Genomic DNA, 25,661 nt, shown 5'->3' on the forward strand with positions numbered 1-25,661 from the left:
CCGAACTGGCGTGTATCGGTGCCGCTCAGCGAGCGGGCTTGGGGCACGAGGGATGGGTTCCCGCCGTGACGAGGTCGCGCACCGCAGCGCGAGGATCGCCACTGGTGACCAACCCTTCACCCACCAGCACTGCATCCGCGCCGGCGCCGGCGTAGGCCAGCAGATCGGCCGTACCCCGTACGCCCGACTCGGCGACGCGGATCACACCCGACGGCAGACCCGGCGCAATGCGACCGAAGGTGTCCGGGTCGACCTCGAGGGTCTTGAGGTTGCGGGCGTTCACACCGATCACGCTGGCACCGGCTTCGAGCGCGCGGTCGGCCTCCTCCTCGGTGTGGACCTCCACCAGCGCGGTCATACCGAGCGACTCGGTGCGATCGAGCAGCGATACCAGCGCCTCCTGCTCGAGGGCTGCCACGATGAGCAGGATCAGGTCGGCGCCGTGCGCCCGTGCCTCGTGGATCTGGTAGGGCCCGACGATGAAGTCCTTGCGAAGGACCGGGATGCTCACCGCACGACGAACAGCGTCGAGATCGGCGAGGGAGCCGCTGAATCGGCGCTCCTCGGTGAGCACGCTGATGATGCGGGCACCGCCGTCCTCATAGGCCGAGGCCAGGATCGCCGGGTCAGGGATGTCGGCCAGCGCGCCCTTGGAGGGGCTTGCTCTCTTGACCTCGGCGATCACCGCGATGCCCGGCTCGAGGAGCGCAGCGGCGGCGTCGAGCGGAGCGGGAGCCGACCGTGCGGCGGACTTGATCGAGGTGAAGTCCACCACGGACTCACGGGCCGCGACGTCCGCACGCACACCGTCGAGGATCGAATCGAGAACCGTCATCAGAGCCCCCACTGTCCTTTCCGACAGGTGATCGCATCAATGCTCGCCCGTCCAGTGCTCCACAGAGTAGAGGCATCGGACCTTTCGGACGTCGGCGGGTGGGCTCGTCACCGCGAACCCGGGTCCTCACCGGCCTCGGCCGTCGGATCGATCCCCGCATCGAGCGCGTCCCAGATCTCGCGCTGGCTGGGTTCGACGGTGCCGTCGGCGTCGGTGCCGGCGCGCTCGGCCCGCTCGGCGGTCGCAGCACCCGCCCGCTCCCGACGTACCGCCGGGGCGTCGTAGCGACCGGACAACCCTCGCCGTGCTCCCGATGACCGAACGATGGCGATCGCGGCGATCACCCCCAGAACCGACGCGAGCAGCACGAGCAGAGCCGGCGCGACGGAGATCTCGACGCGCGAGACGTCGGCCCGATCGGGAAGTTCGGCGAGAGCGGATGCGGTGCCTGCGTCCGCACCCGAGACGATCAGCGTCGCAGCGGGTACCGCGGCCAGCACTGCCACCAGTGAGACGAGGGCGGCCACCACCAGCGTCCACCGACCACGGACGGCGAACATTGCGGCAACCGCCGCCACCAGCACCAGTGCCAGTGGCGTGGTGGCCGCTGCCCAGGTCCCGCCGACCAGAACGGACGTGCGCTCCTCCCCCAGGCCGTCGACGGAGAACACGCGGACCCACGTCATTCGCGAAGCCGCCCACAGCGCCAGCGCCGACGATGCGAGCAGCACGGCGATCACCGCCGAGGCCCGTCGCGGGCGTTGGTCGCGGTGCGGCGTGGCGGCGGCGGTCACGGGGCGGCCACCGGCGAGTCGAACTCGTGTGTTCGAAGCGGCGCTGCCGGGGCGATGGTCTGCGCCGCGGTCACCGCCGCCAATACTGCCATGGCCTTGTTGCGCGCCTCCTGATCCTCGTACGCGCCCACCGAGTCCGCCACCACCCCTGCACCGGCCTGCACGTATGCGGTGCCGTTCTTGATCAGCGCCGAGCGGATGCAGATGGCGGTGTCGGCGTCGCCGGCGAAATCCAGATACCCCACCACTCCGCCGTAGATGCCCCGCCGAGTGGTCTCGAGTTCCTCGATCAGCTCCATCGCGCGGACCTTCGGTGCCCCGGAGAGAGTGCCTGCGGGAAAGCAGGCGGCGACCGCGTCGATCGCGTGCTTACCCTCGGCGAGGGTTCCGTGCACCGTCGAGACCAGATGCATCACATGGCTGTAGCGCTCGATGTGGCGGTAGTCGGTCACCTTCACCGTGCCGGGGGCGCACACACGGCCGAGATCGTTGCGGCCGAGGTCGACGAGCATGAGGTGTTCGGAGTTCTCCTTCTCGTCCGCGAGCAGGTCCTTGGCCAGGAGGATGTCGTCCTCCTCCGTTGCCCCGCGCCACCGGGTTCCCGCGATGGGATGGGTGGTGGCCACCCCCTCGGCAACCGTGACCAACGATTCCGGACTGGACCCGACGATGGAGAAAGCAGTGTTGCCCGCGCTGTCCGGCACGTGCATCAAGTACATGTACGGGCTCGGATTCGATGCCCGCAGCATCCGGTAGACGTCGAGTGGGGACGCGTCGGTGTCGATTTCGAACCGCTGCGAGAGCACCACCTGGAACGCTTCACCGGCCTCGATCTCCGAGACGAGCCGCTCGACACCCGCCTCGAACTCCGGGGAGGTGGTGCGGCGGCGGAACTCGGGGGCGGGACGGGCGAACTGCGACACCGTCGACGGCGAGGCCTCAGCGAGCGCGGCGGTCATCTCGTCCAGGCGCACGATCGCGTCGTCGTATGCGGCGTCGACGTTCTGCGCGGTGTCGTTCCAGTTCACCGCATTCGCAATGAGGGTGATCGCACCCTCGTGGTGGTCGACGGCAGCGATGTCGGTGGCCAGCAGCATCACCATCGCCGGAACCCCGAGATCGTCGACCGTGGAGTCGGGGAGCCGCTCGAGGAAGCGCACCGCGTCGTACCCCAGATAGCCGACCATGCCGCCGGTCAGGGGCGGCAGATCCGGAAGGCGTTCGGAGCGAAGCAGTTCCAGCGTCGCGCCGAGCGCCTCGATCGGGTTGCCACCCGACGGCGCGCCCACCGGCACCTCCCCCATCCACGTCGCCTCACCATCGACCACGGTCAGCGCCGAGCGCGACCCCGCCCCGATGAACGACCACCGCGACCACGATCGACCGTTCTCCGCGGACTCGAGCAGGAACGTCCCCGGCCGATCCCGGCCGAGTTTGCGGTACGCCGAGAGGGGGGTCTCGGAGTCGGCCAGGACCTTGCGCACCACGGGGACCACCCGATGTTCGGCCGCGAGGGCCCGGAACTGCTCGCGCGTCGTCGTCGCGGACGTCACTGAATCGCCAGACATGCCCTCAGTGTCCCGGGTGGGCGCCGACGACCCGAACATCAGGTTCGGTTGTAACGAGCACCACTGGTGGATGCGACACTCAACGGGCGGCCATCCCGGCCGCAGACTGGCCTCCGCGTACCGAGACATCGGCTGCGCCACCACCGAGAGGAGGGCTCACGCACATGGCGCATCCCGCCGAGGAACCCCGCGAGCCACGGTGGTTGAGCCCCGATCAGCAGCGAGCATGGCGCGCACTGATCCCCGTGCTGACCAGACTCCCCGCCTCCCTGGACACGCAACTACAACGTGACGCGGGATTGACGCACTTCGACTTCACGGTTCTGGCCACACTGTCCGAGGCGGAGGACCGCCGGGTCAAGCTCCGCGACCTCGCCGAATACTCTGCCGCCTCCCTCTCACGGCTTTCCCACGTGGTCACCAAGCTCGAGCGACTGGGCTGGGTACGACGGGAGAACGTCGAGGGCGGCCGCGGCTCGTTCGCCGTGCTGACCGATGCGGGCTTCGCAAAGTTGGAGTCCGCGGCGCCCGGTCACGCCGAGACCGTGCACCGGCTGATCTTCGACGGACTCACCGAGACCCAGGTGGGTGAACTCGAATCCCTGGGACTGGTACTGGTCGAGCAGATCGACCGTACGATCGCGCAGGGCCTGCGGCCCTGAAGGTTCTGTTCACTGCTCGCCGAGCAGCACATCCGCATCGAAGCAGGTGGTGGTCCCGGTGTGGCAGGCAGGCCCTACCTGGTCGACGACGACCAGAAGCGTGTCACCGTCGCAGTCCAGGCGTACCTCGTGCACGTACTGGGTGTGACCGCTGGTCTCACCCTTGACCCAGTACTCCTGCCGCGAACGTGAGAAATACGTGCCCCGGCGGGTGGCCAGTGTGCGCGCGAGCGCCTCGTCGTCCATCCACGCCATCATCAACACGCGGCCGGTGCCGCGCTCCTGCACCACCGCGGGCACCAGGCCGTCGGCTGTGCGGGTGAGCCGCGATGCCACGGCGGGATCGAGGCTCATCGAACCGTGATCCCGTCCGCAGCCATGGCTGCCTTGACCTCGCCGATGGTCAGTTCACCGAAGTGGAAGACACTCGCCGCGAGCACCGCATCGGCACCGGCGTGGACGGCCGGGGCGAAGTGCGCGGCAGCACCGGCGCCGCCGGACGCGATCACGGGCACTGCCACGGCCGCGCGTGTCGCGCTGATCATCGCCAGGTCGAACCCGGCCTTGGTGCCGTCGGCATCCATGGAGTTCAGCAGGATCTCGCCGACGCCGAGTTCGGCGCCACGCACCGCCCACTCGATCGCGTCGATACCCGTGCCGCGACGCCCACCGTGGGTGGTGACCTCCCAGCCGGATGCCGTCGGTGTCTCGCTGGTGCGTGCATCGACCGAGAGCACGATGCACTGCGAACCGAACTGCGCACTGAGCTCACCGAGCAGCTCGGGGCGCGCGATCGCCGCGGTGTTCACGCTGACCTTGTCCGCGCCCGCACGCAGAAGGGCATCGACGTCGGCGACACTGCGGACACCACCACCGACCGTCAACGGGATGAAGACCTGCTCCGCCGTGCGCGTGACCACGTCCAGCATGGTCGCCCGCCCTCCTGACGACGCCGTGACGTCGAGGAACGTCAACTCGTCGGCCCCGTCCGCGTCGTACTTCGCGGCAAGTTCCACCGGGTCGCCGGCATCACGGAGCCCCCGGAAGTTCACGCCCTTGACCACCCTGCCGCCATCGACGTCGAGACACGGGATCACCCTCACGGCGAGAGTCATCACACCTCCTCGGGGACGACCGGCGCGGTGGCCGCCGCGACGATGTCCAGGAGCTCGGCGTGCACGCCGGGGGCCGCTGCCAGAACCGAACGTGACGCGAGGGTCCACGGCTGCCCGGCCAGATCGGTCACCACCCCGCCGGCGGCCTGCACCATCAGGGCACCGGCCGCGTTGTCCCATGCGCGATATCCGAACACCAGGGCCCCGCCGAGCGCCCCGGCTGCCGTGTACGCGAGATCGAAACCGGTCGAGCCGTGCATCCGCACACGCGAGGACAGGATCGAGACCTCGCCGAGGATGCGGGCGCGAACCGCGCCCGGTATCGAGCCACCACCCGCGGCATTGAACGTCCCGAACGCGACGATGGACTCGTCGAGTCGCGTCGGCGCGAGCGGCGGCAGGGGCGTGTCGCCGCTGTGCACCGGTCCGCCCTCGACGGCCCAGTACTCGGCGCCGACGAGCGGCAGCAGCGTCAGACCGATCCGTGGGCGACCGTCCACCACGAGCGCGAGAAGCATTCCGGCCGTGGGTAGTCCGCTCGAGTAGTTGAAGGTGCCGTCCACCGGGTCGAGAACCCACACGGCGCCGGACTCGAGCGACGGACCGCCGAACTCCTCACCGTGCACCGCGATCCCGGTGCGATCCTCGAGTTCGGCGGTCAGTCGCCGCTCGAGAGCGAGGTCGATGTCGGTGGCGAAATCGTCCGGACCTTTGCGCACACTGCTCGGAGCGCCCACGCCGTCGACGAAGGTGTCCCGGACCCCCCGCAACAGCCCGCGAGCGGTGCTCGCCAGCGCTTCGAGATCGAGATCGGTCACGGTCGGACGGGCGCCGAGACGGCCTCCAAGGCCTGCGGCAGGGTGAACTTCCCCGCGTACAGCGCCTTGCCGACGATCGAGCCCTCGACACCGTGACCGGTGAGCTCGGCGATCGCGACGAGGTCGGCGATGGTCGACACTCCCCCGGACGCGATGACGGGCGCATCGGTGGCAGCGCAGACCTGCTGCAGCAGTTCGAGATTCGGTCCGGTGAGCGTTCCGTCGCGGGTGACGTCGGTGACCACGTAGCGGGAGCAACCGTCACGATCGAGCCGTTCGAGCACCTCCCACAGGTCACCGCCGTCGCTCACCCATCCGCGGCCCCGCAGGCGATGACTGCCGTCGACGATTCGCACGTCCAGTCCCACGGCGATGCGGTCCCCGTACTCACCGATGGCGCGAGCACACCACTGCGGGTCCTCGAGGGCTGCGGTCCCCAGATTGACGCGCGCGCACCCCGTCGCCAGGGCTGCGACGAGGGACTCGTCGTCCCGAATGCCACCGGACAGTTCGACCTTGACGTCGAGTTCGCCGACCACCGATGCCAACAGTTCGCGGTTGGAGCCTCGACCGAACGCCGCGTCGAGGTCCACGAGATGAACCCACTCGGCGCCGTCGCGCTGCCACGCCAGAGCCGCATCGCGCGGTGAACCGTACGTGGTCTCACTGCCCGCCTCTCCCTGAACGAGGCGAACCGCCTCGCCGTTGGCGACGTCGACTGCGGGGAGAAGTACCAGGCTCACGAGGTAGAAGGGTACTGCCCGCGGCGGGTTTTCATTTCTCCGGGTCGGTGCCGTCGGTGCCGTCGGTGATCCGGCGGACAGCGCGGCGAGAGAGCATCGAGATGCTGAGCACGACACCCACCAGCGCGGCGCCGGCGACCAGCAGTCCCACCGCCGGAGCGGGTTCGATCACCGCGATCAACACCGTCGCGGTGATCAGGAACGCTGCTGCGGCCGCCAGCGCCGTGGCCGCCAGCCGCGCGAGGGAGATCTCGTCGTTCATGTCGCCTTCCCCGATGGTGCGGTCAGAGCGAACGCAACCAGTTCTCGAGCAGGCTCGCACCCGCGTCTCCCGACTTCTCGGGGTGGAACTGCGTTGCGGCCAGCGTGCCGTTCTCGACCGCTGCGAGAAACCGTACCCCGTGCTCCGCCCAGGTCAGGTGTGGCGGAGCGATCACATCGCTGCGCTCGGCGGTCCACTGCTGCGCTGCGTAGGAGTGCACGAAGTAGAAGCGTGTGCCGGGATCGATACCGGCGAACAGCACGCTCTCGGGTGGAGCGTCGACGGTGTTCCAGCCCATGTGCGGCAGCACCGGGGCCTCGAGACGGTCCACCACCCCCGGCCACTGGCCACAGCCGCGACTGTCGATGCCGAACTCGATGCCTCGCTCGAACAGAACCTGCATACCCACACAGATGCCGAGAACCGGTCGTCCTCCGGCGAGCCGCCGATCGATCAGCGTGTCACCGCGCACGCCGCGCAGCCCGTCCATGCACGCCGCGTAGGCACCGACACCGGGCACCACCAGACCGTCCGCAGCGAGGGCCACCGCATGGTCGCCGGTCACCGTGACCTCCGCACCCACCCGTGCGAGCGCCCGTGCCGCCGAATGAAGGTTCCCCGAGCCGTAGTCCAGCAGCGCTACCGTCGTCACAGACTTCCCTTGGTGGACGGAACGCCGAGCACACGCGGGTCCGGTTCTACCGCGGCGCGCAGCGCACGCGCCACCGCCTTGAACTCGGCTTCGGTGATGTGGTGCTGATCGCGGCCGTAGATCACCCGCACATGCAGGGCGATGCGCGCGTTCGATGCGATGGATTCGAAGACGTGCCGGTTGATCACGGTCGCGTACGGCGTACCGGGGTAGCCGCCGATCACCGCGTGCAGCATGTGGTCGGGCTCGCCGACGTGGACGCAGTACGGGCGGCCGGAGACGTCGACGGATGCGTGTGCGAGCGTTTCGTCCATCGGAACGAAGGCGTCGCCGAATCGGCGGATGCCCTTCTTGTCCCCGAGCGCCTGACCGAGAGCCTGGCCCAGCACGATCGAGGTGTCCTCGACCGTGTGGTGCGCCTCGATCTCGATGTCACCCTTCGCCTGCACGGACAGATCGAAGCTCGCGTGCGTACCCAGTGCGGTGAGCATGTGGTCGAAGAACGGCACCCCGGTCGAGATGTCGACCACACCGGTGCCGTCGAGGTTCAACTCGACGGTGATGTCCGATTCCTTGGTGCTGCGCTCGATACGGGCGGTCCGGCCGGTCATGGGTTCTCCTGCAGTGAGTGGTGACGGGCGTCCCCTGCGGATGCAGCGTCGTAGGTCCGATCGGTGGCCGCAATGTCTGCGGACGCGGCGAGGAAGGCGTCGTTCTCCTCGGCCAGCCCGATACTCACCCGAAGGTGACCGGCGATGCCCGGGTCCCGGATCAGGACACCCCGGTCGAGATAGCGCTGCCAGGACGCCGACGCGTCGATCATCCCGCCGAACAGAATGAAGTTGGCCGTGCTGGGTATCACCGCGAAACCCATCTCGGTCAGGGCCGATGCCACTCGATCGCGCTCCCGCGCGAGTTCGGCGACGCTGGCCAGGGTGTCGTCGGCATGTCTCAGGGCCGCCCGCGCGGCCGCCTGGGTGAGCACCGACAGGTGGTAGGGCAGCCTGACCAGCAGCATCGCCTCCACCATCGCCGGCGCCGCCACGAGGTATCCGAGCCGTCCGCCCGCGAACGCGAACGCCTTGCTCATGGTGCGGCTGACCACCAGCCGGGCCGGAAAGCGATCGATGAGCGAGATAGCACTGGGCTCGGCCGAGAACTCCGCGTACGCCTCGTCGACCACCACGATTCCCGGTGCGGCGTCGAGGATGCGCTCGAGGTCGGCGAGTCCGACGCTCTGCCCCGTGGGGTTGTTCGGGCTGGTGACGAAGACGACGTCCGGCGCCCTTCTCCGCACCTGCGCAACCGCGGCGTCGATGTCGACGGCGAAGTCGGGTCGACGCAGAACGTCGATGAACTCGGTCTGGGTGCCCGCGGCGATGATCGGATGCATCGCGTACGACGGCACGAAACCCAGCGCGGTACGGCCCGGCCCGCCGAACGCCTGCAGCAGCTGCTGCAGGATCTCGTTGGATCCGTTTGCCGCCCAGACGTTCTCGGTGGCCACGCGCACACCGGTCTGCCGCGTGAGGTAGGCGGCGAGGTCGCTGCGCAACGCTGTTGCGTCGCGATCGGGGTACCGGTGCAGCTCGCGCGCGGCGGCCCGAACGGATTCGGTGAGGTCGTCGACCAGAGCGGCGGTCGGCGGGTGCGGATTCTCGTTGGTGTTCAGACGCGCGGGCACCGACAGCTGCGGAGCGCCGTAGGGCGAGAGCCCACGCAGGTTCTCGCGGATCGTCAGATCGGTCAGCGCGACACCGGATCCCGCGACACCGACACCGAGTGCTGTGGCCTCGCTGCCACCCCCGCTCACGGGGCCACCCTCTCGAAGCGCGCCCGGACGGCTCGACCGTGCGCGGGAAGGTCCTCCGCGTCGGCAAGAGCCACCACGTGGTCGGCGACCTCCTCGAGGGCGTCGCGGGTGTACTCCACGATGTGGATGCCACGCAGGAAGGTCTGCACGCTCAACCCGGACGAGTGCCGCGCGCACCCGGCCGTCGGGAGAACGTGGTTCGAGCCCGCGCAGTAGTCACCCAGACTGACCGGTGACCATGCCCCGACGAAGATGGCACCCGCGTTCCGCACGCGCGCGGCAACCGCGGCCGCGTCCTCGGTCTGCACCTCGAGGTGCTCGGCCGCCCACGCGTCGACCACTGCCAGGCCGTCGTCGATCGAGGAGACGAGAACGATGCCCGACTGCTCACCGGACAACGCCGTCGCCACCCGCTCGGCGTGCTTGGTCACCGACAACTGCGCGGTCACCGCGGCGTCGACGGCGTCGGCAAGTTCCTCGGAGGTGGTCACCAGGACCGATGCGGCGAGCACATCGTGCTCGGCCTGGCTGATCAGGTCCGCCGCGACATGCTGCGGGTCCGCGGTGTGATCGGCCAGTATCGCGATCTCCGTGGGTCCGGCCTCGGAGTCGATCCCGATCACCCCCCGGCACAGTCGCTTGGCCGCGGTGACGTAGATGTTGCCGGGCCCGGTGACGATGTCGACGGGATCGAGCGGGGTGCCGTCGGTGTCGGTGCCGCCGTAGGCCATCAACGCCACGGCCTGCGCGCCGCCGACGGCCCATACCTGCGTGACGCCGAGCAGGTGAGCGGCGGCCAGGATGGTCGGGTGCGGCAGTCCGCCGAAATCGGCCTGCGGCGGGCTGCACACCACCAGCGACCGCACACCCGCGATCTGGGCCGGCACCACGTTCATCACCACCGACGACGGATACACGGCGTTACCGCCGGGAACGTAGAGCCCGACACGGTCCACCGGCACCCACTTCTCGGTGACCGCGGCCCCGGGTGCCGGTCGGGTGACGGTGTCGGTGCGGCGCTGGTCGGCGTGAACGAGTCGAGTGCGGTCGATGGCCACTTCGAGTGCCGCGCGCACCGACGGGTCGAGCCCGGCCAGGGCGGCCTCGAGTTGTGCGGCGGGCACGCGGACGGTGTCCGGACGCACACCGTCGAACTTCTCCCCCAGCTCGAGCGCCGCCTCGGCGCCGCGCTCACGGACCGCGTCGACCGTGGGCGCTACAACGGGCAGCACCGAGTTCACGTCGACCCCGCCACGCGGCAGGACGGACCGCAGATGTGCGGTCGACGGCGTCCCGGCACGCAGGTCGATTCGGCGCAGATCGGCGCGGGGGGTCATCGAGATCGGTCCTTCCGACGGGTGTGTGCGGTCTCGCTCAGGCGTAGCGCGCGGCGAGCTTCTCGAGGGTGGCCGTGATGCCCTTGGCGTTGGCCTTGGGCTGGCCGAGCAGTTCGAGGACTGCCGGGCCCTTGGAGGTGTCGTAGAGAAAACTTTCCGTCACCTCGGTGACACCGGGGGCGCTCTGCACCATCTCCCAGCGCCACCGGTGGCCCGCCGGATGCTGCCACTCGACCACCTTGCGCGTGTCCTCGTCGACGATCTCGGTGACGACGCTGGTGATGGAGTACGGGAGGCCGAACTGCTTCATACCCACCGAGAACTTGTCGCCGGGGGCGAGTTTCTCGGGCCCGGTCACCTTGGGCCGAACCGTTCCCGATCCGTCGAGTTCCGCATGCCGATGCGGGTTGGCGACGAGCGCGAAAATCTCGCCGGGGTCGGTGTTGACGGTCACCCGTCGCGCCACTGCGCGCTTGCCTGCATCCACTTCGCTCACTGTTGCCATGATCCAACCCTACCGGCGGCCCTCACCGCGTCGTACGTCAGAAGTCCAGACCCAGATCCAGCACGGACACCGAGTGGGTCAGTGCCCCGACGGCGAGGAAGTCGACACCGGTTCCGGCGTACTCGGCCGCCACGTCCAGGGTCAGCCCACCGGAGGACTCGAGCCGGGTGGTGGGCGCGAGCCGATCACGTCGCTGCACCGCCATCTGTGTCTGCCACAGTGGGAAGTTGTCGAGCAGGATCAGATCGACACCCTCTGCGAGCACCAGATCCAGCTGTTCGAGACTGTCCACCTCCACCTCGCACGCGATGTCCGGGGCGAGGGCTCGCACCGCGTGCAGTGCGGCGACCACGGACCCCGCGGCCACCACGTGGTTGTCCTTGATCAGCGCCGCGTCGCCGAGGCCCATGCGATGGTTGTGTCCACCACCGGCGCGGACCGCGTACTTCTGCAGAGCCCTCAGGCCGGGGAGCGTCTTGCGGCTGTCGCGGATGACGCACCCGGTACCGGCGACGGCGTCGACCCAGGCCGCGGTGGCGGTGGCGATGCCCGACAGGTGGCACGCGATGTTGAGCATCGTCCGCTCGGCGGTGAGAAGTTGCCGCGTCGGCGCATCGACCGTCAGCACGGCGTCGCCGCGCTGGACACGTTCCCCGTCGCGGCGGCGTTCGACCACCGACCAGGTGTCTCGGCCGGCGACCTCCTCGAGAACGAGGAGAGCGATGTCGAGCCCGGCCACCGTCCCGGGCGATCGGGAGATCACCGAGGCGGTGGTGCGAGCCTCGGCGTCGACGGTGGCCATGGTGGTCACGTCCGGTCCGTACCGCAGGTCCTCGTGCAATGCGGTGCGGATCAGCGCGAGCACCTCGTCGCGGTCGAGTCCTGATCCTGCGAGATCGACTGTCATGGCGTGGCTCCGGTGAGGGTGGGGATCGGGGTGTGGCCTGGTGGGTCGACCATCACCACGGCTCCGGCGGCATCGAGGGCGTAGGCGGTGCTGAGGGCCAGCACGGCGTCGGTGTTCGGGTGATCGAGGCGGGTGTGTGCGCCGCGCGTTTCGTTTCGCTCCGCCGCGGCCCGCGTGACGATCGACGCGACCAGGGTCAGGGCTGCGTCCTCGGCGTCGGCGACCGTGGAGATGGTCCGTCGCGGCGACGCGGCCAGATCGTCGGCGGCGCGGGCGAGACCCTCCGCGTCGCGGATCACCCCGACTCGATCGGTCATGATGTGCTGCAGTGTGTCCCGTTCGAGCGCGGGGGCCGACCAGGAGCCGGCCAGGACGTCGCCGATGTCCGTGGTGGCCGGGTCGAGGTGCATGCCCGCTCGCTCGCGCGCAGCGATCCCGACGCGGGTGCCCACCACAGCGCCCTCGACCAGAGAGTTCGACGCCAAACGGTTGGCCCCGTGCAGGCCCGTCCGCGCGACCTCGCCTGCGGCGTACAGCCCCGGGACCCGCGTGCGACCGTGCACGTCGGTGACCACCCCGCCGCACGCGTAGTGCGCGGCGGGCGCTACGGGCAACCGATCGGTGGACGGGTCGAGCCCGACGGCTCGGCAGGAGGCGGTGATCGTGGGGAACCGGGTGGCGAAGTCCTCGATCGCACGGGCATCGAGGAGCACGTGGTCCTCCCCGCGCTCACGGAGTCGGGTGGCGATGGCCCGCGAGACCACGTCACGCGGGGCCAGGTCACCCATCGGGTGAACGCCCTCGGTGACCGATGCGCCCGCGAGGTCGACCAGGATGGCGCCCTCGCCACGAACGGCCTCACTGATCAGCGGTCGACGACCACGACCGGCCGGGTCGAAGAGCACCGTGGGGTGGAACTGCACGAACTCGAGATCGGCAACGAGGGCTCCTGCTCGCAGCGCCAACGCGACACCGTCGCCGGTGGCGGCGGACGGGTTGGTGCTGCACGCGTACATCTGGCCGAGACCACCGGTGGCCAACAGGACAGCGGGTGCGCGCAGCACCCCGAATCCGTGCTCGCCGGAGACCAGCACACCGCTCACGCCCTGAGGCCCGGTGAGCACGCGCACCGCGGACGTGCCCAGCAGAACCGTCGGACCGGCCGCCGAGAGCACCCGCTGCACCTCGGCGCCGGTCGCGTCCCCTCCCGCGTGCACGATGCGCGGGATCGCGTGTCCACCTTCACGGGTGAGGGCGTACGAGCCGTCCGGGCGGCGATCGAACACGGCGCCGAGCCCGGTCAGGGTGTTCAGCGCCGCGGGCCCGCCGGCGAGGATCGACCACACAGCGCCCTCGTCGCAGATCCCCGCACCGGCGGCGCAGGTGTCCGCGACGTGGGAGGCGAGGTCGTCGCCGTAGCTGATGGCGATGCCGCCCTGGGCGTAGTTGGTCGACGTCTGGCCGGGATCGGCCTTGGCGACGGTGACCACGCGGAGCCCGCCCCGGACCGCCTCGATGGTGGCGGCGAGCCCGGCGATGCCGCCGCCGACCACCACGAGGTCGACCTCGGCGTCATAGATACCGCTCACACGCGGCTCCCGTTCACTCGCCGCCGCCGGGCTGACCGATGGCGATCATGCGCTCGACGCTCGCACGGGCACGCTCGGCCATCGCCGCGTCGACGAACACCTCGTCCTCACCCTCGCGCAGGCAGCGCAGCAGGGCGGCCGGGGTGATCATCTTCATGTATCGGCACGATGCCCGATCGTTGACCGCTTGGAAGTCCACTCCGGGAGCGGCCTTGCGCAACTGGTGGAGCATCCCGATCTCGGTGGCCACCAGTACCTCGGTGGCCCCGGTGCGGCGGGCGGCGTCCAGCATGCCGCCCGTGGAGAGGATCTTCACCTTCTCCGGTGGGAGGAATCCCTCCCCGGCCAGGTAGAGAGCCGATGTGGCACAGCCGCACTCGGGGTGGACGTACAGTTCGGCGCTCGGGTGCGCGCGCGAGCGTGCGGCAAGTTCGTCGCCGTTGATGCCGGCGTGAACATGGCACTCACCGGCCCAGATCAGAAGGTTCTCACGCCCGGTCTGCCTCTTGACGTGGGCGCCCAGGAACTGATCCGGCAGGAACAGCACCTCGCGCTCGGGATCGATCGACTGCACCACCTCGACGGCGTTGGACGACGTGCAGCAGATGTCGGTGAGCGCCTTCACCTCCGCGGTGGTGTTGACGTAGGACACCACGACGGCGTCCGGATGCTCGTCCTTCCACTCCTGCAGTTGCCGCGCGTCGATCGAATCGGCGAGCGAGCACCCGGCGCGGGCGTCGGGGATCAGGACGCGCTTGTCAGGGCTGAGGATCTTCGCCGTCTCGGCCATGAAGTGCACACCGCAGAAGACGATCTCGTTCTCGGGTACCTCGGCGGCGATCCGCGACAACGCCAGCGAATCGCCCACATGGTCGGCGACATCCTGGATGGCGGGCAGCTGGTAGTTGTGGGCGAGGATCGTCGCGCCGCGCTCGCGGGCGAGCCGGGAGACCTCCGTGGCCCACTCGGGGCTCGGCTCCACACCGCTGTAGCCGCCGGGTCCGTCCTGGATTCGTTGCTCCTGCGCCCACGTCGTCGCGGTTGCCATGGCGTTCTCCTTCACCCGTGCGCTCCCTCACCCGTGCGGTGTGATCGGGCGCTTCCGATGTCGAGGTTTTCGACTTATGATCGGAAACATGCCACATCCTAGCACCGTTCACGAGGTCCTCAGTGTGGTGTTCCAGGTTCGACACAGATACGGGACCGGGCAGGGACATGAGACCGGGCGGGGACATGAGAGCGGACGGACCGAATTGGCCGTCCTGCTGTGGGAACGCGGTTTCGACCCCGGTCGCGGCACCTGGTCCCTGCCGGGCGGCGAGCTCGGCGACCGCGAGGACCTCCCCTCGTCCGCCGGCCGACACCTCGCCGAGAAGGTCGACGTCCGCCGCGTGGCGCACCTGGAACAACTGTCCGTGTTCTCCGACCCCGACCGGGTACCGGGCGGGCGACGGATCGCATCGACCTTCCTCGGCCTGGTACCCCTCGGAACGGAACCGGCGCTGCCCACCGACACCGCGTGGCACGACGCCACATCCCTGCCGCCCACGTCCTTCGATCACGGAGTGATGGTCGAGCATGCTCGCGCACGCCTGGCCGCCAAGCTCAGCTACACCAACATCGCCTTCGCTCTGGCGCCTGCAACGTTCACCCTGTCGGTTCTCCGGGAGATCTACTGCGCCGCACTGGGCCACACGGTCGACACCACCAATCTTCAACGCGTCCTCACTCGACGCGGGGTCATCGAACCCACCGGCGACACCGCCCCACCCGGACGCTCGGGCGGCCGCCCGGCAACCCTCTATCGGTTCGTCGAATCGTCCTTGCGGGTCACCGACGAGTTCGCCGCGCTCAGACCCCCCGGCAGATCAACTGCCGCGTCGGCGTCCACGCCTGTGACACCCAGGTCGTCCCGACGGCTGACGAAGGCCAGCAGCAGCAACAGCACGGCCGCGACCAGCGGCTGTGCCACCAGAACCACCGCAGAGGTCAGACCGGGAGGCTCGGAGATCACCGACCCCACGGCAGGCGAACTCGGTCGCGTGTGGACCACCCGCGCCACCAGCAGCCCGATTCCGGCAGCCGCTGCCGAGCCGACGACGCTGGCCGCGACCACCGTCGACACTCCCGCGGGCCCGCGCAACCGCCGCACCGACCACGCGCCGATCGCGGTCGCTGCGCCGAGAACGGCGCCGCCGATCACGAAGATCGCCACGGCGGCGAACCTGGTGCCGCTCTCCCCGTCACGAAGAACTCCGCGATCCGCCGCCACGACCGTCAGTTGTTCGGCAGGTGCCAGCAGAGCCCACAGAACCCCGGCGGTCACCGACACCGCGACCACGATCACGGCCAGCACCACGTGCACTCTGCGCGTGGTCATTCGACGGCGGCCGCAGCGGAGTCGGACGACGCGGGTGACGCGTGCGGCACCGGCCGAGTGGGCGCGAGGGTTCGCGCGGCGTGCTCGTCGAGCGCCTTCTCCGTGAGCGTGCGACCGAGTTCGATCATCTCGGCGGCTCGGTGGAAGTCCAGGCTGTTCATCGAGGTCCGCGGGATCTGGATCAGCAGGTCCGGCGGGAACGACGCCAACTGATAGCGCGAGAGTGCCTCCTGCATGATGTCGATCGAGCGGTCCATGACGGCGAACGCGGACAGATTGCTCATCGCCGCGGCCGATCGAGTGTCGAGGTCCGGCTCGACCGCGGGGGCCTCGGCGGCGGCGGAGGCAGCGTCGGCGGAGGCAGCGTCGTCGGCGCCGAACAGCATGGCGCCGAGTGAGCGGACCACGTCGTTGTCCACCAGCGGCGCCGCGGTGCGCACGAACGACTCCCACAGGCCGTGCCGCTCCTGCTCGCCGGCTTTGTCGTGCACGCGGGGCGAGTCGGCACCGAGGTCCACACCGATGATCATCTCGGCGCCGTGCGCCATGAGTGGCCCCAGAGGCACCGGCTCGATCAGACCGCCGTCCACGAACACCCTGCCGTCGACCACGTGCGGGGTGATCACCCCCGGGATGGCGATGGAGGCGCGGATCGCGGTGTCCACCGGTCCGCGCTGAAACCAGGTCGGTCGACCCGACGCGAAGTCGGTCGCGACGGCGGTGAAGTGAACGGGAAGGGTCTCGATGTGGACGTCACCGACGATCTCGCGAACCTTGCCGAGGATCCTGTCGGCGTGGATCACGCCGGGGGCGGAGAGGGAGATGTCGAGCAGCTTCATCACTTCCCACTGCCCGAGTCCGCGCACCCATTCGGTGTAGGCCTCGAGGCGACCGGCCGCGTAGAGGCCACCGACAAGTGCCCCCATCGACGACCCCGACACCGCGACCACGTCGTAGCCGCGCTCGGTGAGGACCTCGAGTACCCCGATGTGCGCGTAACCCCTCGCGCCCCCACTCCCCAGCGCCAGGGCAACCGTCGTCACGACGCGGGCACGGTGGTCGCAGGTACGCCTGAACTCATGCGCCCACCCTACGAGCAATGCGATCGCTCGGACCGTCGGAAGCGTCTTGAACACCGTTCAAGATAGGGTCACCGTATGCAGCTCCACCGACGGGACGTGGTCGACGGTGCCCTGGCCATCCTGGACGAGTACGGCCTGGCGGATCTGACGATGCGACGTCTGTCCTCCGCTCTGGGTGTGGGCCCGGGGGCGCTCTACTGGCACTTTCCCAACAAACAGGCGCTACTCGGGGCGGTCTCGGACGCCATCCTCGAACCCGTGGTTCCCGAGCTCGCCGCCCCGGACTGGACCGCACGCGTCCGCAGCCTCGCGATCGCGTTGCGCGAGGCCCTGCTCGCACGTCGGGACGGGGCCGAAGTGGTGGCGTCGTCCATGGCGGCGCGCACCCTGTCGAGCCCGGTTCGCACCTTCCTGATCGACGCGGTGGTCGCGGGTGGTCTCACCCGATCCGACAGCGAGTCCACCGCAGACGCACTGCTCTACTACGTTCTCGGTGCCGTGATGGACGAGCAGTCGCGCGTGCAGATGGACTCGATGGGAGCGGTGGCCGGTCGGGCGAGCACCCTCGCCGACCTGGTGGGGGCGCCGTCGGCAACCGACCGGTTCACGTTCGGGCTCACCCTGTTCGTCGGCGGCGCGCGAGCTTTCGCATGCGACCCCGAGGGCGCCGAGCGCTAGCGTCGCTGCGTCGACCCGCCGGCGGGTCCTCCCGAATCGACCTCGATGCAGTTGCCGCCGCGTGACTTGGCGCCGAACATCGCGCGGTCCGCGCACGAGAGCACCAGGTCGACGTCCGCACCCGCGCGCACCGGTCCCGACGCGACCCCGATGCTGACGGTGGCGCCGAGCTCCAACGCCTCGAGACTGCGCATCATCTCGCGAGCGCGCACCACGGCCTCGTCCACTCCGATGGTGGTGACCACGGCGAACTCCTCGCCGCCGGTGCGTGCGGTTGCCGAGGGCAGGGGAAACGCTCCGCCGAGGGTGTGGGCCGTCCGGCGAATCACGAGGTCACCGTGAAAATGTCCGTAGGTGTCGTTGATGGACTTGAAGTTGTCGAGATCGACCACCACCGCGACGACTGCCGTGCCGGTGATGACGGCCCGGTCGGCCACCTCCTGCGCCGCGAGGGCAAGACCTCGACGGTTGAGCACACCGGAGAGAGGATCGATGAACGCCGAACTGAGGTCGGCGCGCTGCTGAATCTGCAGCCGGTAGAGCGACACCGGCGCCAGGACCAGCACCAGCATGATCACGCATCCGAAGATCACGGCCACCGATGCACGTTCCGGGTACGTCACGAGCGAGCGGACCAGGAGCACCACCGCGACCCCGACGACGAACAGCTGGTGCACAACGAACACCTTCGGTGGGTGGAAGGTCGTGGTGTAGGTGGTCGCAACGGCGAAGAGCAGCACGCACGGTAGTGCCACCAGAGGATCCGCCAGGAGGAGCAGCATCGCCGCGACCCCGATGTCGGCATAGACGATGAACGCCAACGACATGATCCGACCGGGCCAGTCGCACACCACCCAGGCGAGCCCCACGGCCAGCGTTCCGACCGCGTTGGCAAGGATGAGCCACATGGCGGCACCGGAGGGTGCCACCGGCTCGGTGAGGGCGAACAGGACGAACAGAGCCGCGAAGAGCACACAGGCACCACCGATGAGCGCGCGCGTGATCTTCAGGTTGGTCGTGGACTCGAAGTACCCGACCATCCAGTCGTAGTCGACGCTCTGGGACAACCAGCGCCGGAACGTACGGATCACCGTTGTCGCTCCCCACACCTTCCGTAGGTCCACAATCCGTAGGCCCACAATCCGTAGGCCCACAATCCGTAGGCCCACAATCCGCAGGCCCACAATCTGGCGGCCCACAATCCGTCCGCGCATATCCCGACCAGCGATCCGAGAAGGCATCGCGAGCGCTCTGCGATTCAATCAGAGATGTCCGACGCTCGTGGCCGAGCGCCGAACACTCTCGACACCTGCAGTACACCGATTGTTTGCTGGGCTACGGATAGATTCTTCGTTCATGAGACTGCGCCTTCCCTCGACGCTCCGCCCGACCACGGTTTTTCGCCCGATCACCACATTTCGATGGACCTGGCCCGCAATCGCCGCGGCCACCCTGCTTCTCGTCGGTGCGTGCAGCAGCGGATCGACGGCATCGCAATCGACCCCGTCGGAGGCCGCGGTGACACCGACGTCGATACGCGTGGCGACCTATAACGCAAGCCTCAACCGGGCGACGGACGGGCGCCTGGTCGCCGACCTGACGACCGGCGCGGACCCGCAGATCAAGGCGGTCGCGGAGATCATTCAGCGGAACCGTCCCGACATCATGCTCGTGAACGAGTTCGACTACGTGGCCAACAATGCCGCGGCCGACCTTTTCCGCTCGAAATACCTTGCGGTGTCCCAGAACGGGCAGACACCCGTCGACTATCCCTACGCGTTCACCGCACCGGTGAACACCGGGGTTCCCACCGGTCGCGATCTCGACGGCGACGGAAAGGCCGACGGGCCGAATGACGCGTTCGGGTTCGGCGCCTTCCCGGGGCAGTACGGAATGCTCCTGCTGTCGAAGTTCCCGATCGACACCGCCGCGGTCAGAACCTTCCAGAACTTCCTGTGGAAGGACATGCCGGGAAACCTTCTGCCCCGCGAGTACTACGGCGCCAACGCCGATATTCTGCGGCTGTCCAGCAAGTCGCACTGGGACGTACCCGTCGAGGTCGGCTCGCGCACCGTACATGTCATCGCCTCGCACCCCACTCCCCCGTCGTTCGACGGCCCGGAGAATCGCAACGGCCTCCGCAATCACGACGAGGTTCGCCTGTCGGCGGACTATCTGCGGGGCGGACCGCAGGCCGACTACCTCTACGACGACAAGGGGGTGCGCGGCGGACTGGCGTCGGGGTCGTCGTTCGTCTTCCTCGGCGATCAGAACAGCGACCCGGCCGACGGCGGCTCGGTACCGGGGACCATCCAGCAGGTTCTCGACCTACCGTCGCTGACCGATCCCAAGCCGACGTCTCGTGGCGCAGCCGAGCAGGCAGACCCTGGCCACCGAACCCCTGCCGAACTGGACACCGCCGATTTCGCCTCGCCGGACCCGGGCAACCTGCGAGTGGACTACGTCCTACCCAGCACGGATCTGACCGTCACGGGGTCGGCGGTCTTCTGGCCGGCGTCCGGTGAGGACGGGGCGGCACTGATGCCTCCGACGGTCAGCAGCGACCACCGACTGGTGTGGGTGGACCTCACGCTCGGCGCGGGGGCCGGTGGTGCGGGATAGGGTGCGAGCATGCCCGCTCCCGGAGATCCACCCGCCACCTGGCCAGGATCTCCGTATCCGCTGGGGGCGACCTACGACGGGGCGGGCACCAACTTCGCGGTGTTCTCCGAGGTCGCCGAACACGTCGACCTCTGCCTGATCGACGGCGAGGGCGCGGAGCGTCGCGTCCGGCTCGACGAGGTCGACGGATACGTCTGGCACGCGTACCTGCCGGACGTGCAGCCCGGCCAGCGTTACGGCTTCCGCGTGCACGGCCCGTGGGACCCGGCGGCCGGGTTGCGATGCGACCCGAGCAAGTTGCTGCTCGACCCGTACGGCAAGGCTTTCGACGGCACCTTCGACGGCGACCGGTCGCTGTACAGCCACGGGCGTGATTCGCTCGGACACACCATGACCACCGTGGTGATCAACCCATATTTCGACTGGCAGAACGACCGCGCACCACGACGGCCGTACAACGAGACCATCATCTACGAGGCCCACGTCAAGGGCATGACCATGACCCATCCCGAGGTTCCCGACGACCTTCGCGGGACATATGCGGGCCTGGCCCATCCCGCGATCATCGCGCATCTGACCACGCTCGGGATCACGGCGATCGAACTGATGCCGGTGCATCAGTTCATGCACGATCAGACCCTGCTCGATCAGGGCCTGAGCAACTACTGGGGTTACAACTCGTTCGGATTCCTTGCCCCGCACCAGGACTACGCGTACTCCACGCACGCGGGCGCGGCCGTCTCCGAGTTCAAGACGATGGTTCGCGCGTTCCACGAGGCCGGCATCGAAGTCATTCTCGATGTGGTCTACAACCACACCGCCGAGGGCAATCACCTGGGCCCGACGATCTCGTTCCGCGGCATCGACAACGCCGCCTACTACCGCCTGGTCGACGGCGATCCCGAGCACTACATGGACTACACGGGCACAGGCAACAGCCTCAACGCCCGGCATCCACACACGCTGCAGCTGATCATGGATTCCCTGCGCTACTGGGTCACCGAGATGCACGTCGACGGGTTCCGATTCGACCTCGCCTCCACGCTCGCGCGTGAGCTGCACGATGTCGATCGGCTGAGCGCATTCTTCGATCTGGTGCAGCAGGATCCGGTGGTCAGTCAGGTCAAGCTCATTGCCGAGCCCTGGGACATCGGCGAGGGCGGCTATCAGGTGGGCAACTTCCCCGGCCTGTGGACCGAGTGGAACGGCAAGTATCGCGACACCGTCCGCGACTACTGGCGCGGCGAGCCGGCAACGTTGGGCGAGTTCGCATCTCGCCTGACCGGGTCCTCGGATCTCTATGAGCACACCGGGCGTCGACCGGGTGCCAGCATCAACTTCATCGTCGCGCACGACGGCTTCACCATGGCGGATCTGGTGAGCTACAACGACAAGCACAACGACGCCAACGGCGAGAACAACAACGACGGCGAGAGCCACAACCGGTCATGGAACTGCGGCGTCGAGGGTCCCACCGACGATCCGGACGTGCTCTCGTTGCGCGGCAGACAGATTCGCAACCTGTTGGCAACGCTGCTGCTCAGCCAGGGCACGCCGATGATCGCTCACGGTGACGAGATGGGACGAACGCAGCTGGGCAACAACAACGTCTACTGCCAGGACTCGACGCTGTCGTGGATGGATTGGACGCTGGCCGAAACCAACTCCGACCTCGTCGAGTTCACGGCGAACGTCATCGCCCTGCGCAGGGCCCATCCGGTCTTTCGCCGCCGTCGATTCTTCGAGGGCCGCCCGATTCGCTCGGCCGAACAGATCCGGGACATCGCGTGGCTCACACCCGCCGGCGAGGAGATGACCGGCGAGGACTGGGACAGCGGCTTCGGAAAGTCGCTCGCGGTGCTGCTCAACGGCGAGGCGATACCCGAACCCGATCAGCGTGGTAACCGCATCGTCGACGACACGTTCTATCTGTGCTTCAACGCCCACTACGAGGCACTCGAGTTCACCACCCTCGACGGCGAGTACGCCTCGACGTGGGCGGTGGCGATCGATACCGCCGCACCCACCGGGGTCACCGGGGACACGGTGACGGCCGGGGCGGCGGTCACCGTGGAGGCGAGGTCGCTTCTCGTGCTGCGCCGGACAGCCTGAGATGACGTCGCGCCGGACGCCGACCAGCACCTATCGTCTCCAGCTGCGGCCCGATTCGCTCACCCTCGACGATGCCCGTGACCTCGTGGACTACCTCGACGCGCTGGGCATCTCGCATCTCTACCTCTCCCCCGTCCTGACCGCGGCGCCGGAATCGATCCACGGGTACGACGTCACCGATCCCACGGCGGTCTCCCCGACCCTCGGCGGCCGCGCGGCCCTTGTCCGACTGGCCCACGAATGTCGGTCACGGGGTATGGGCCTGGTGGTCGACATCGTGCCCAACCACCTGGGAGTCGCCCGCGCCGAGGACAACCGGTACTGGTGGGACGTTCTGCGCAGGGGCGAGCATTCGACCTACCGCGACCTCTTCGACATCGACTGGGCCGGCGGGCGCGTGGCCCTGCCGGTCCTCGCCGACGACGGCGCCGCCGAGCTCACCGTGGACCGCTCGGGAATCGAACCCGTTCTGCGGTACCACAACTCACGTTTTCCCATCGACCCCGCCACCGACGACGGTTCCGACGATGCCGACACCGTGCACGACCGGCAGGCCTACCGCCTCGTCGGCTGGCGAAGTGGGCAGGTGGGCTACCGCCGCTTCTTCACCGTCAGTGACCTCGCCGCCGTTCGCCAGGAGGACCGGGCGGTGTTCGACCTGACGCATCGGGAGATCGCATCCTGGTTCACCGACGACCTGGTGGACGGCCTGCGCGTCGACCACCCGGACGGATTGGCCAACCCCGCCGGCTATCTGACGTGGCTGCGCAGGGTCGTCGGTGATCGGTGCTGGCTGGTGATCGAGAAGATCCTCACCGGCGACGAGCATCTCGATCCCGCCCTTCCGGTGGACGGCACCACCGGGTACGACGCCCTTGCCGACATCGGCGGAGTATTCGTCGATCCTGCGGGCGAGATTCCCACCACCGAGATCTCGCAGCGTGTCACCGGCACTGCCGGGGATCGAGCGTGGTTGCGCGCGAACGAGTTCGCCATCAAGACCGAGATCCTGCGCACCGACCTCGGAGCAGAGGTGCGGCGAGTCGTCGCGGCCGTGGCCCGCGCTGACAACTCTCCCCGATCGGTCGATCGCGAGCGACTGTCCACCGCCCTGGTGGATCTGGTGACGCGGATTCCGTTCTACCGCACCGACTACGGGCCCCTCGAGGGTGTGCTGGAGACACTGATCGAGGAGCTCGCGGAGGATCGACCCGAACTCGCCGACGAGGTCACGGCTATCGCCCGCGCGGTCGCCACCGACGGTGAATGCGCCACGCGGGTGCAACAGTTGGCCGGAGCCGCGATGGCCAAGAGTGTCGAGGACACGCTGTTCTATCGAACGGCACGGCTGGTGTGCCTCCAGGAGGTCGGTGGCGACCCGGCTCGATTCGGGTGCTCTCCGGGCAGGTTCCACGCGCGGATGGCCCAACGGGCTCTCTCGTGGCCCGCCACCATGACCACCCTCTCCACACACGACACCAAACGGGGCGAGGATGTGCGGGCACGCATCGCAGTTCTCGCACAGGTGCCGACCGAGTTCGCCCGCAACCTCGAGACGTGGATGCGGATGGCTCCGCCACCCGACGGTGCGACGGCACTACTGTTGTGGCAGAACATCATCGGAACATGGCCGGTGAGCGGCGCGATCACCGACACCTATCGCGACCGTATCGGTGACTACGCTCGAAAGGCCATGCGGGAGAGCGGAGTGCACACGAGCTGGTCCGACGTCGACGAGCGGTTCGAGGCGTCGGTGAGCGCGTGGCTGGATCTCATCCTGTCCACGCCCATCGCCGAATCGGTGACTCGGTTCGTGAACATGGTGGCACCACACGGGTGGTCGGATGCTCTAGGGCAGAAATTGTTACAGATCATCGGGCCCGGAGTACCGGACCTTTATCAGGGGACCGAGCTGTGGGAGGACTCCCTCGTGGACCCCGACAACAGGCGGGTTGTGGACTTTGCAGCCCGTCGTCGCATGCTGGGAGCGATCACGTCTGCTCCCCCGATCGATGATTCCGGCGCAGTCAAGATGTGGGTCACCGCAACGGCTCTTGGCCTGCGTCGGGCTCGGCCGGACAGCTTCGTGGGAGGTTCCTACACCCCGGTCACGGTGGCCGGGCCCGCCGCCGAGCATCTCGTGGGGTTCTCGCGTGGGCCCGCCGACGCCCCCGCGGACGTCGTTGCCGTCGCCACCCGCCTGAGCGTCGCTCTCGCGGACAGCGGGTGGGGGCGAACCACGGTGCCCCTGCCGGCCGGCACCTGGATCGATCGACTGACCAGCCGGGAGTACGCGGGTGACGTCGAGGTGGGTCGGTTGCTGGAGGTGCTCCCCGTGGCTCTTCTGGTCAGCGCCTGATCGCCGGCCTCACGACGCCCGGCGCGGCGGCCAGGGCACGAAGAAACTTGTGCGCTCCTGGTATTCGGCGTAGCCGGGTCGCGTCGCCATCGACTTCTCCAACAGTCGCGCGCCGGTGGCCTCGACGAGGAAGTACGTCATCGCGACGGGTGAGAGCACGGTGAGAACACCCGGCCAGTGGGCGGCGGCGATGACGAACACGCCCCACCACACGCACGCGTCGCCGAAATAGTTCGGGTGCCTCGTCCACGCCCACAGCCCGCGATCCATGACACCGGGGCGCTGATCCTCCGGCATCAGCGCCTTCGCTCGACGGAACCTGTCCATCTGCCGGTCACCGACCGCCTCGAAGGTCAACCCGACCACCCAGAGGACGATTCCGACCACGGTCAATACCCCGAACGACCCGAAGGAGACCGCCGAGACCTGTAGGGGCAGCGAGATGAAGAACATCGCGAGCGCCTGCACGAGGTAGATCTTGCGGACCACCACCCACACGCGATGACCGGGGCTGCGTTCGAGCATCGCGACGTAGCGCGGGTCCTCACCCTTGCCGTGCGACCGGATCGCCAGGTAGGCCGCCAGGCGCAGACCCCAGATTCCGATCAGGACGAGCAGCAACCAACGCCGCCAGGCGTCCCCGGTACCCGACGCTGCGGACACCGCGGCCACCACCACGAAGCCCAGCGGCCAGGCGACGTCGACGATGTTGTGGCGTCCGATGCGGAACCCGACGACAGCCGTCACCGCCTGCAGAACCGACACACCGAGCAGGCTCAGCCCTGCAGTTGCCAGGAAGTCCGCCCAGACGAAGGTGCCGGACATCGG

The 25,661-nt window shown here is 68.6% G+C and carries 25 protein-coding genes and 1 pseudogene; 6 read left to right on the forward strand and 20 right to left on the reverse strand.

What is annotated here, in order from left to right:
* Positions 1 to 25 precede the first annotated feature (25 nt).
* From trpC to ACY48E_RS09340, 3 genes are all read right to left on the reverse strand, one after another.
* Positions 26 to 835, reverse strand: a complete 810-nt coding sequence (gene trpC, locus ACY48E_RS09330) for an indole-3-glycerol phosphate synthase TrpC (protein WP_462871877.1) — start codon at positions 833 to 835, stop codon at positions 26 to 28.
* Positions 836 to 942: 107 nt separating this feature from the next.
* The gene (locus ACY48E_RS09335) at positions 943 to 1,629 is read right to left on the reverse strand and encodes a TIGR02234 family membrane protein (RefSeq protein ID WP_462871878.1); all 687 of its coding nucleotides are present in this window, start codon (positions 1,627 to 1,629) and stop codon (positions 943 to 945) included.
* Positions 1,626 to 3,197: an anthranilate synthase component I gene (locus ACY48E_RS09340; RefSeq protein WP_462871879.1), complete on the reverse strand. Its 1,572-nt coding sequence runs from the start codon at positions 3,195 to 3,197 to the stop codon at positions 1,626 to 1,628. The genes ACY48E_RS09335 and ACY48E_RS09340 overlap by 4 nt, the downstream gene beginning before the upstream one ends.
* 164 nt (positions 3,198 to 3,361) lie before the next feature.
* Between ACY48E_RS09340 and ACY48E_RS09345 the strand changes: the two genes are divergently transcribed.
* Entirely contained in the window at positions 3,362 to 3,859 is a 498-nt protein-coding gene (locus ACY48E_RS09345) for a MarR family winged helix-turn-helix transcriptional regulator (protein ID WP_462871880.1), read from the forward strand.
* 9 nt (positions 3,860 to 3,868) lie between these two features.
* Here ACY48E_RS09345 and hisI read toward each other — a convergent pair whose 3' ends face one another.
* The 13 genes from hisI to nadA are packed head-to-tail and all read right to left on the reverse strand — an operon-like array spanning position 3,869 to position 14,648.
* Positions 3,869 to 4,213: a phosphoribosyl-AMP cyclohydrolase gene (hisI, locus tag ACY48E_RS09350; RefSeq protein ID WP_462871881.1), complete on the reverse strand. Its 345-nt coding sequence runs from the start codon at positions 4,211 to 4,213 to the stop codon at positions 3,869 to 3,871.
* Positions 4,210 to 4,974: an imidazole glycerol phosphate synthase subunit HisF gene (gene hisF / locus ACY48E_RS09355; protein WP_462871882.1), complete on the reverse strand. Its 765-nt coding sequence runs from the start codon at positions 4,972 to 4,974 to the stop codon at positions 4,210 to 4,212. The genes hisI and hisF overlap by 4 nt, the downstream gene beginning before the upstream one ends.
* Positions 4,974 to 5,792 carry an inositol monophosphatase family protein gene (locus tag ACY48E_RS09360; protein WP_462871883.1) on the reverse strand — a complete coding sequence of 273 codons (819 nt, stop codon included), beginning with the start codon at positions 5,790 to 5,792 and terminating at the stop codon, positions 4,974 to 4,976. The genes hisF and ACY48E_RS09360 overlap by 1 nt, the downstream gene beginning before the upstream one ends.
* On the reverse strand, positions 5,789 to 6,535 hold the full coding sequence (gene priA, locus ACY48E_RS09365) for a bifunctional 1-(5-phosphoribosyl)-5-((5-phosphoribosylamino)methylideneamino)imidazole-4-carboxamide isomerase/phosphoribosylanthranilate isomerase PriA (RefSeq protein ID WP_462871884.1): 747 nt from the start codon (positions 6,533 to 6,535) through the stop codon (positions 5,789 to 5,791). The genes ACY48E_RS09360 and priA overlap by 4 nt, the downstream gene beginning before the upstream one ends.
* A 31-nt stretch (positions 6,536 to 6,566) precedes the next feature.
* Complete coding sequence (locus ACY48E_RS09370) at positions 6,567 to 6,797, reverse strand: hypothetical protein (RefSeq protein WP_462871885.1); 231 nt, start codon at positions 6,795 to 6,797, stop codon at positions 6,567 to 6,569.
* Between the two features lie 22 nt (positions 6,798 to 6,819).
* Positions 6,820 to 7,449, reverse strand: a complete 630-nt coding sequence (gene hisH, locus ACY48E_RS09375; RefSeq protein WP_462871886.1) for an imidazole glycerol phosphate synthase subunit HisH — start codon at positions 7,447 to 7,449, stop codon at positions 6,820 to 6,822.
* Positions 7,446 to 8,060 carry an imidazoleglycerol-phosphate dehydratase HisB gene (hisB, locus tag ACY48E_RS09380; protein ID WP_462871887.1) on the reverse strand — a complete coding sequence of 205 codons (615 nt, stop codon included), beginning with the start codon at positions 8,058 to 8,060 and terminating at the stop codon, positions 7,446 to 7,448. The genes hisH and hisB overlap by 4 nt, the downstream gene beginning before the upstream one ends.
* Complete coding sequence (locus tag ACY48E_RS09385; protein WP_462871888.1) at positions 8,057 to 9,262, reverse strand: histidinol-phosphate transaminase; 1,206 nt, start codon at positions 9,260 to 9,262, stop codon at positions 8,057 to 8,059. The genes hisB and ACY48E_RS09385 overlap by 4 nt, the downstream gene beginning before the upstream one ends.
* Positions 9,259 to 10,599 (reverse strand): histidinol dehydrogenase, encoded by a 1,341-nt coding sequence (gene hisD / locus ACY48E_RS09390; protein ID WP_462871889.1) that lies wholly within the window; start codon positions 10,597 to 10,599, stop codon positions 9,259 to 9,261. The genes ACY48E_RS09385 and hisD overlap by 4 nt, the downstream gene beginning before the upstream one ends.
* 37 nt (positions 10,600 to 10,636) lie before the next feature.
* Positions 10,637 to 11,104 carry an SRPBCC family protein gene (locus tag ACY48E_RS09395; RefSeq protein WP_462871890.1) on the reverse strand — a complete coding sequence of 156 codons (468 nt, stop codon included), beginning with the start codon at positions 11,102 to 11,104 and terminating at the stop codon, positions 10,637 to 10,639.
* A 37-nt stretch (positions 11,105 to 11,141) separates the two neighbouring features.
* Positions 11,142 to 12,011 carry a carboxylating nicotinate-nucleotide diphosphorylase gene (gene nadC, locus ACY48E_RS09400; RefSeq protein ID WP_462871891.1) on the reverse strand — a complete coding sequence of 290 codons (870 nt, stop codon included), beginning with the start codon at positions 12,009 to 12,011 and terminating at the stop codon, positions 11,142 to 11,144.
* The gene (locus ACY48E_RS09405) at positions 12,008 to 13,600 is read right to left on the reverse strand and encodes an L-aspartate oxidase (protein WP_462871892.1); all 1,593 of its coding nucleotides are present in this window, start codon (positions 13,598 to 13,600) and stop codon (positions 12,008 to 12,010) included. Before ACY48E_RS09405 ends, nadC begins: the two co-directional genes overlap by 4 nt.
* A gap of 13 nt (positions 13,601 to 13,613) precedes the next feature.
* Complete coding sequence (gene nadA / locus ACY48E_RS09410; protein WP_462871893.1) at positions 13,614 to 14,648, reverse strand: quinolinate synthase NadA; 1,035 nt, start codon at positions 14,646 to 14,648, stop codon at positions 13,614 to 13,616.
* A gap of 88 nt (positions 14,649 to 14,736) precedes the next feature.
* Here nadA and ACY48E_RS09415 point away from each other — a divergent pair.
* Positions 14,737 to 15,462, forward strand: a pseudogene (locus ACY48E_RS09415) (NUDIX hydrolase); the annotation flags it as partial.
* Here the strand turns inward: ACY48E_RS09415 and ACY48E_RS09420 are convergent.
* Together ACY48E_RS09420 and ACY48E_RS09425 are read right to left on the reverse strand one after the other, a co-directional pair.
* Entirely contained in the window at positions 15,402 to 15,980 is a 579-nt protein-coding gene (locus ACY48E_RS09420) for a DUF2567 domain-containing protein (RefSeq protein WP_462871894.1), read from the reverse strand. The pseudogene ACY48E_RS09415 and the gene ACY48E_RS09420 overlap by 61 nt on opposite strands.
* Positions 15,977 to 17,023 carry a patatin-like phospholipase family protein gene (locus ACY48E_RS09425; protein WP_462871895.1) on the reverse strand — a complete coding sequence of 349 codons (1,047 nt, stop codon included), beginning with the start codon at positions 17,021 to 17,023 and terminating at the stop codon, positions 15,977 to 15,979. Before ACY48E_RS09425 ends, ACY48E_RS09420 begins: the two co-directional genes overlap by 4 nt.
* Before the next feature lie 114 nt (positions 17,024 to 17,137).
* Here ACY48E_RS09425 and ACY48E_RS09430 point away from each other — a divergent pair, with 114 nt between their 5' ends.
* The gene (locus ACY48E_RS09430) at positions 17,138 to 17,740 is read left to right on the forward strand and encodes a TetR family transcriptional regulator (RefSeq protein WP_462871896.1); all 603 of its coding nucleotides are present in this window, start codon (positions 17,138 to 17,140) and stop codon (positions 17,738 to 17,740) included.
* On the opposite strand, the gene ACY48E_RS09435 is transcribed toward ACY48E_RS09430, so the two are convergent.
* A complete protein-coding gene (locus tag ACY48E_RS09435) occupies positions 17,737 to 18,831 on the reverse strand; it encodes a GGDEF domain-containing protein (protein WP_462871897.1) in 1,095 nt (364 codons plus the stop codon). The two genes, ACY48E_RS09430 and ACY48E_RS09435, sit on opposite strands and share 4 nt — an antisense overlap.
* A gap of 265 nt (positions 18,832 to 19,096) precedes the next feature.
* Here ACY48E_RS09435 and ACY48E_RS09440 point away from each other — a divergent pair, with 265 nt between their 5' ends.
* From ACY48E_RS09440 to treY, 3 genes are read left to right on the forward strand one after another with little or no spacing between them, the layout of a single operon-like run.
* A complete protein-coding gene (locus ACY48E_RS09440) occupies positions 19,097 to 20,362 on the forward strand; it encodes an endonuclease/exonuclease/phosphatase family protein (RefSeq protein ID WP_462871898.1) in 1,266 nt (421 codons plus the stop codon).
* A gap of 9 nt (positions 20,363 to 20,371) precedes the next feature.
* Positions 20,372 to 22,474, forward strand: coding sequence for a glycogen debranching protein GlgX (glgX, locus tag ACY48E_RS09445; protein WP_462871899.1), 2,103 nt, complete (start codon positions 20,372 to 20,374; stop codon positions 22,472 to 22,474).
* 1 nt (position 22,475) lies between these two features.
* A complete protein-coding gene (treY, locus tag ACY48E_RS09450; RefSeq protein ID WP_462871900.1) occupies positions 22,476 to 24,833 on the forward strand; it encodes a malto-oligosyltrehalose synthase in 2,358 nt (785 codons plus the stop codon).
* A gap of 9 nt (positions 24,834 to 24,842) precedes the next feature.
* Here the strand turns inward: treY and ACY48E_RS09455 are convergent, their stop codons facing one another.
* The gene (locus ACY48E_RS09455) at positions 24,843 to 25,658 is read right to left on the reverse strand and encodes a DUF1295 domain-containing protein (RefSeq protein ID WP_462871901.1); all 816 of its coding nucleotides are present in this window, start codon (positions 25,656 to 25,658) and stop codon (positions 24,843 to 24,845) included.
* Between the last annotated feature and the right edge of the window lie 3 nt (positions 25,659 to 25,661).

The sequence above is a fragment of the Rhodococcus sp. AZ1 genome (genome assembly GCF_054979605.1).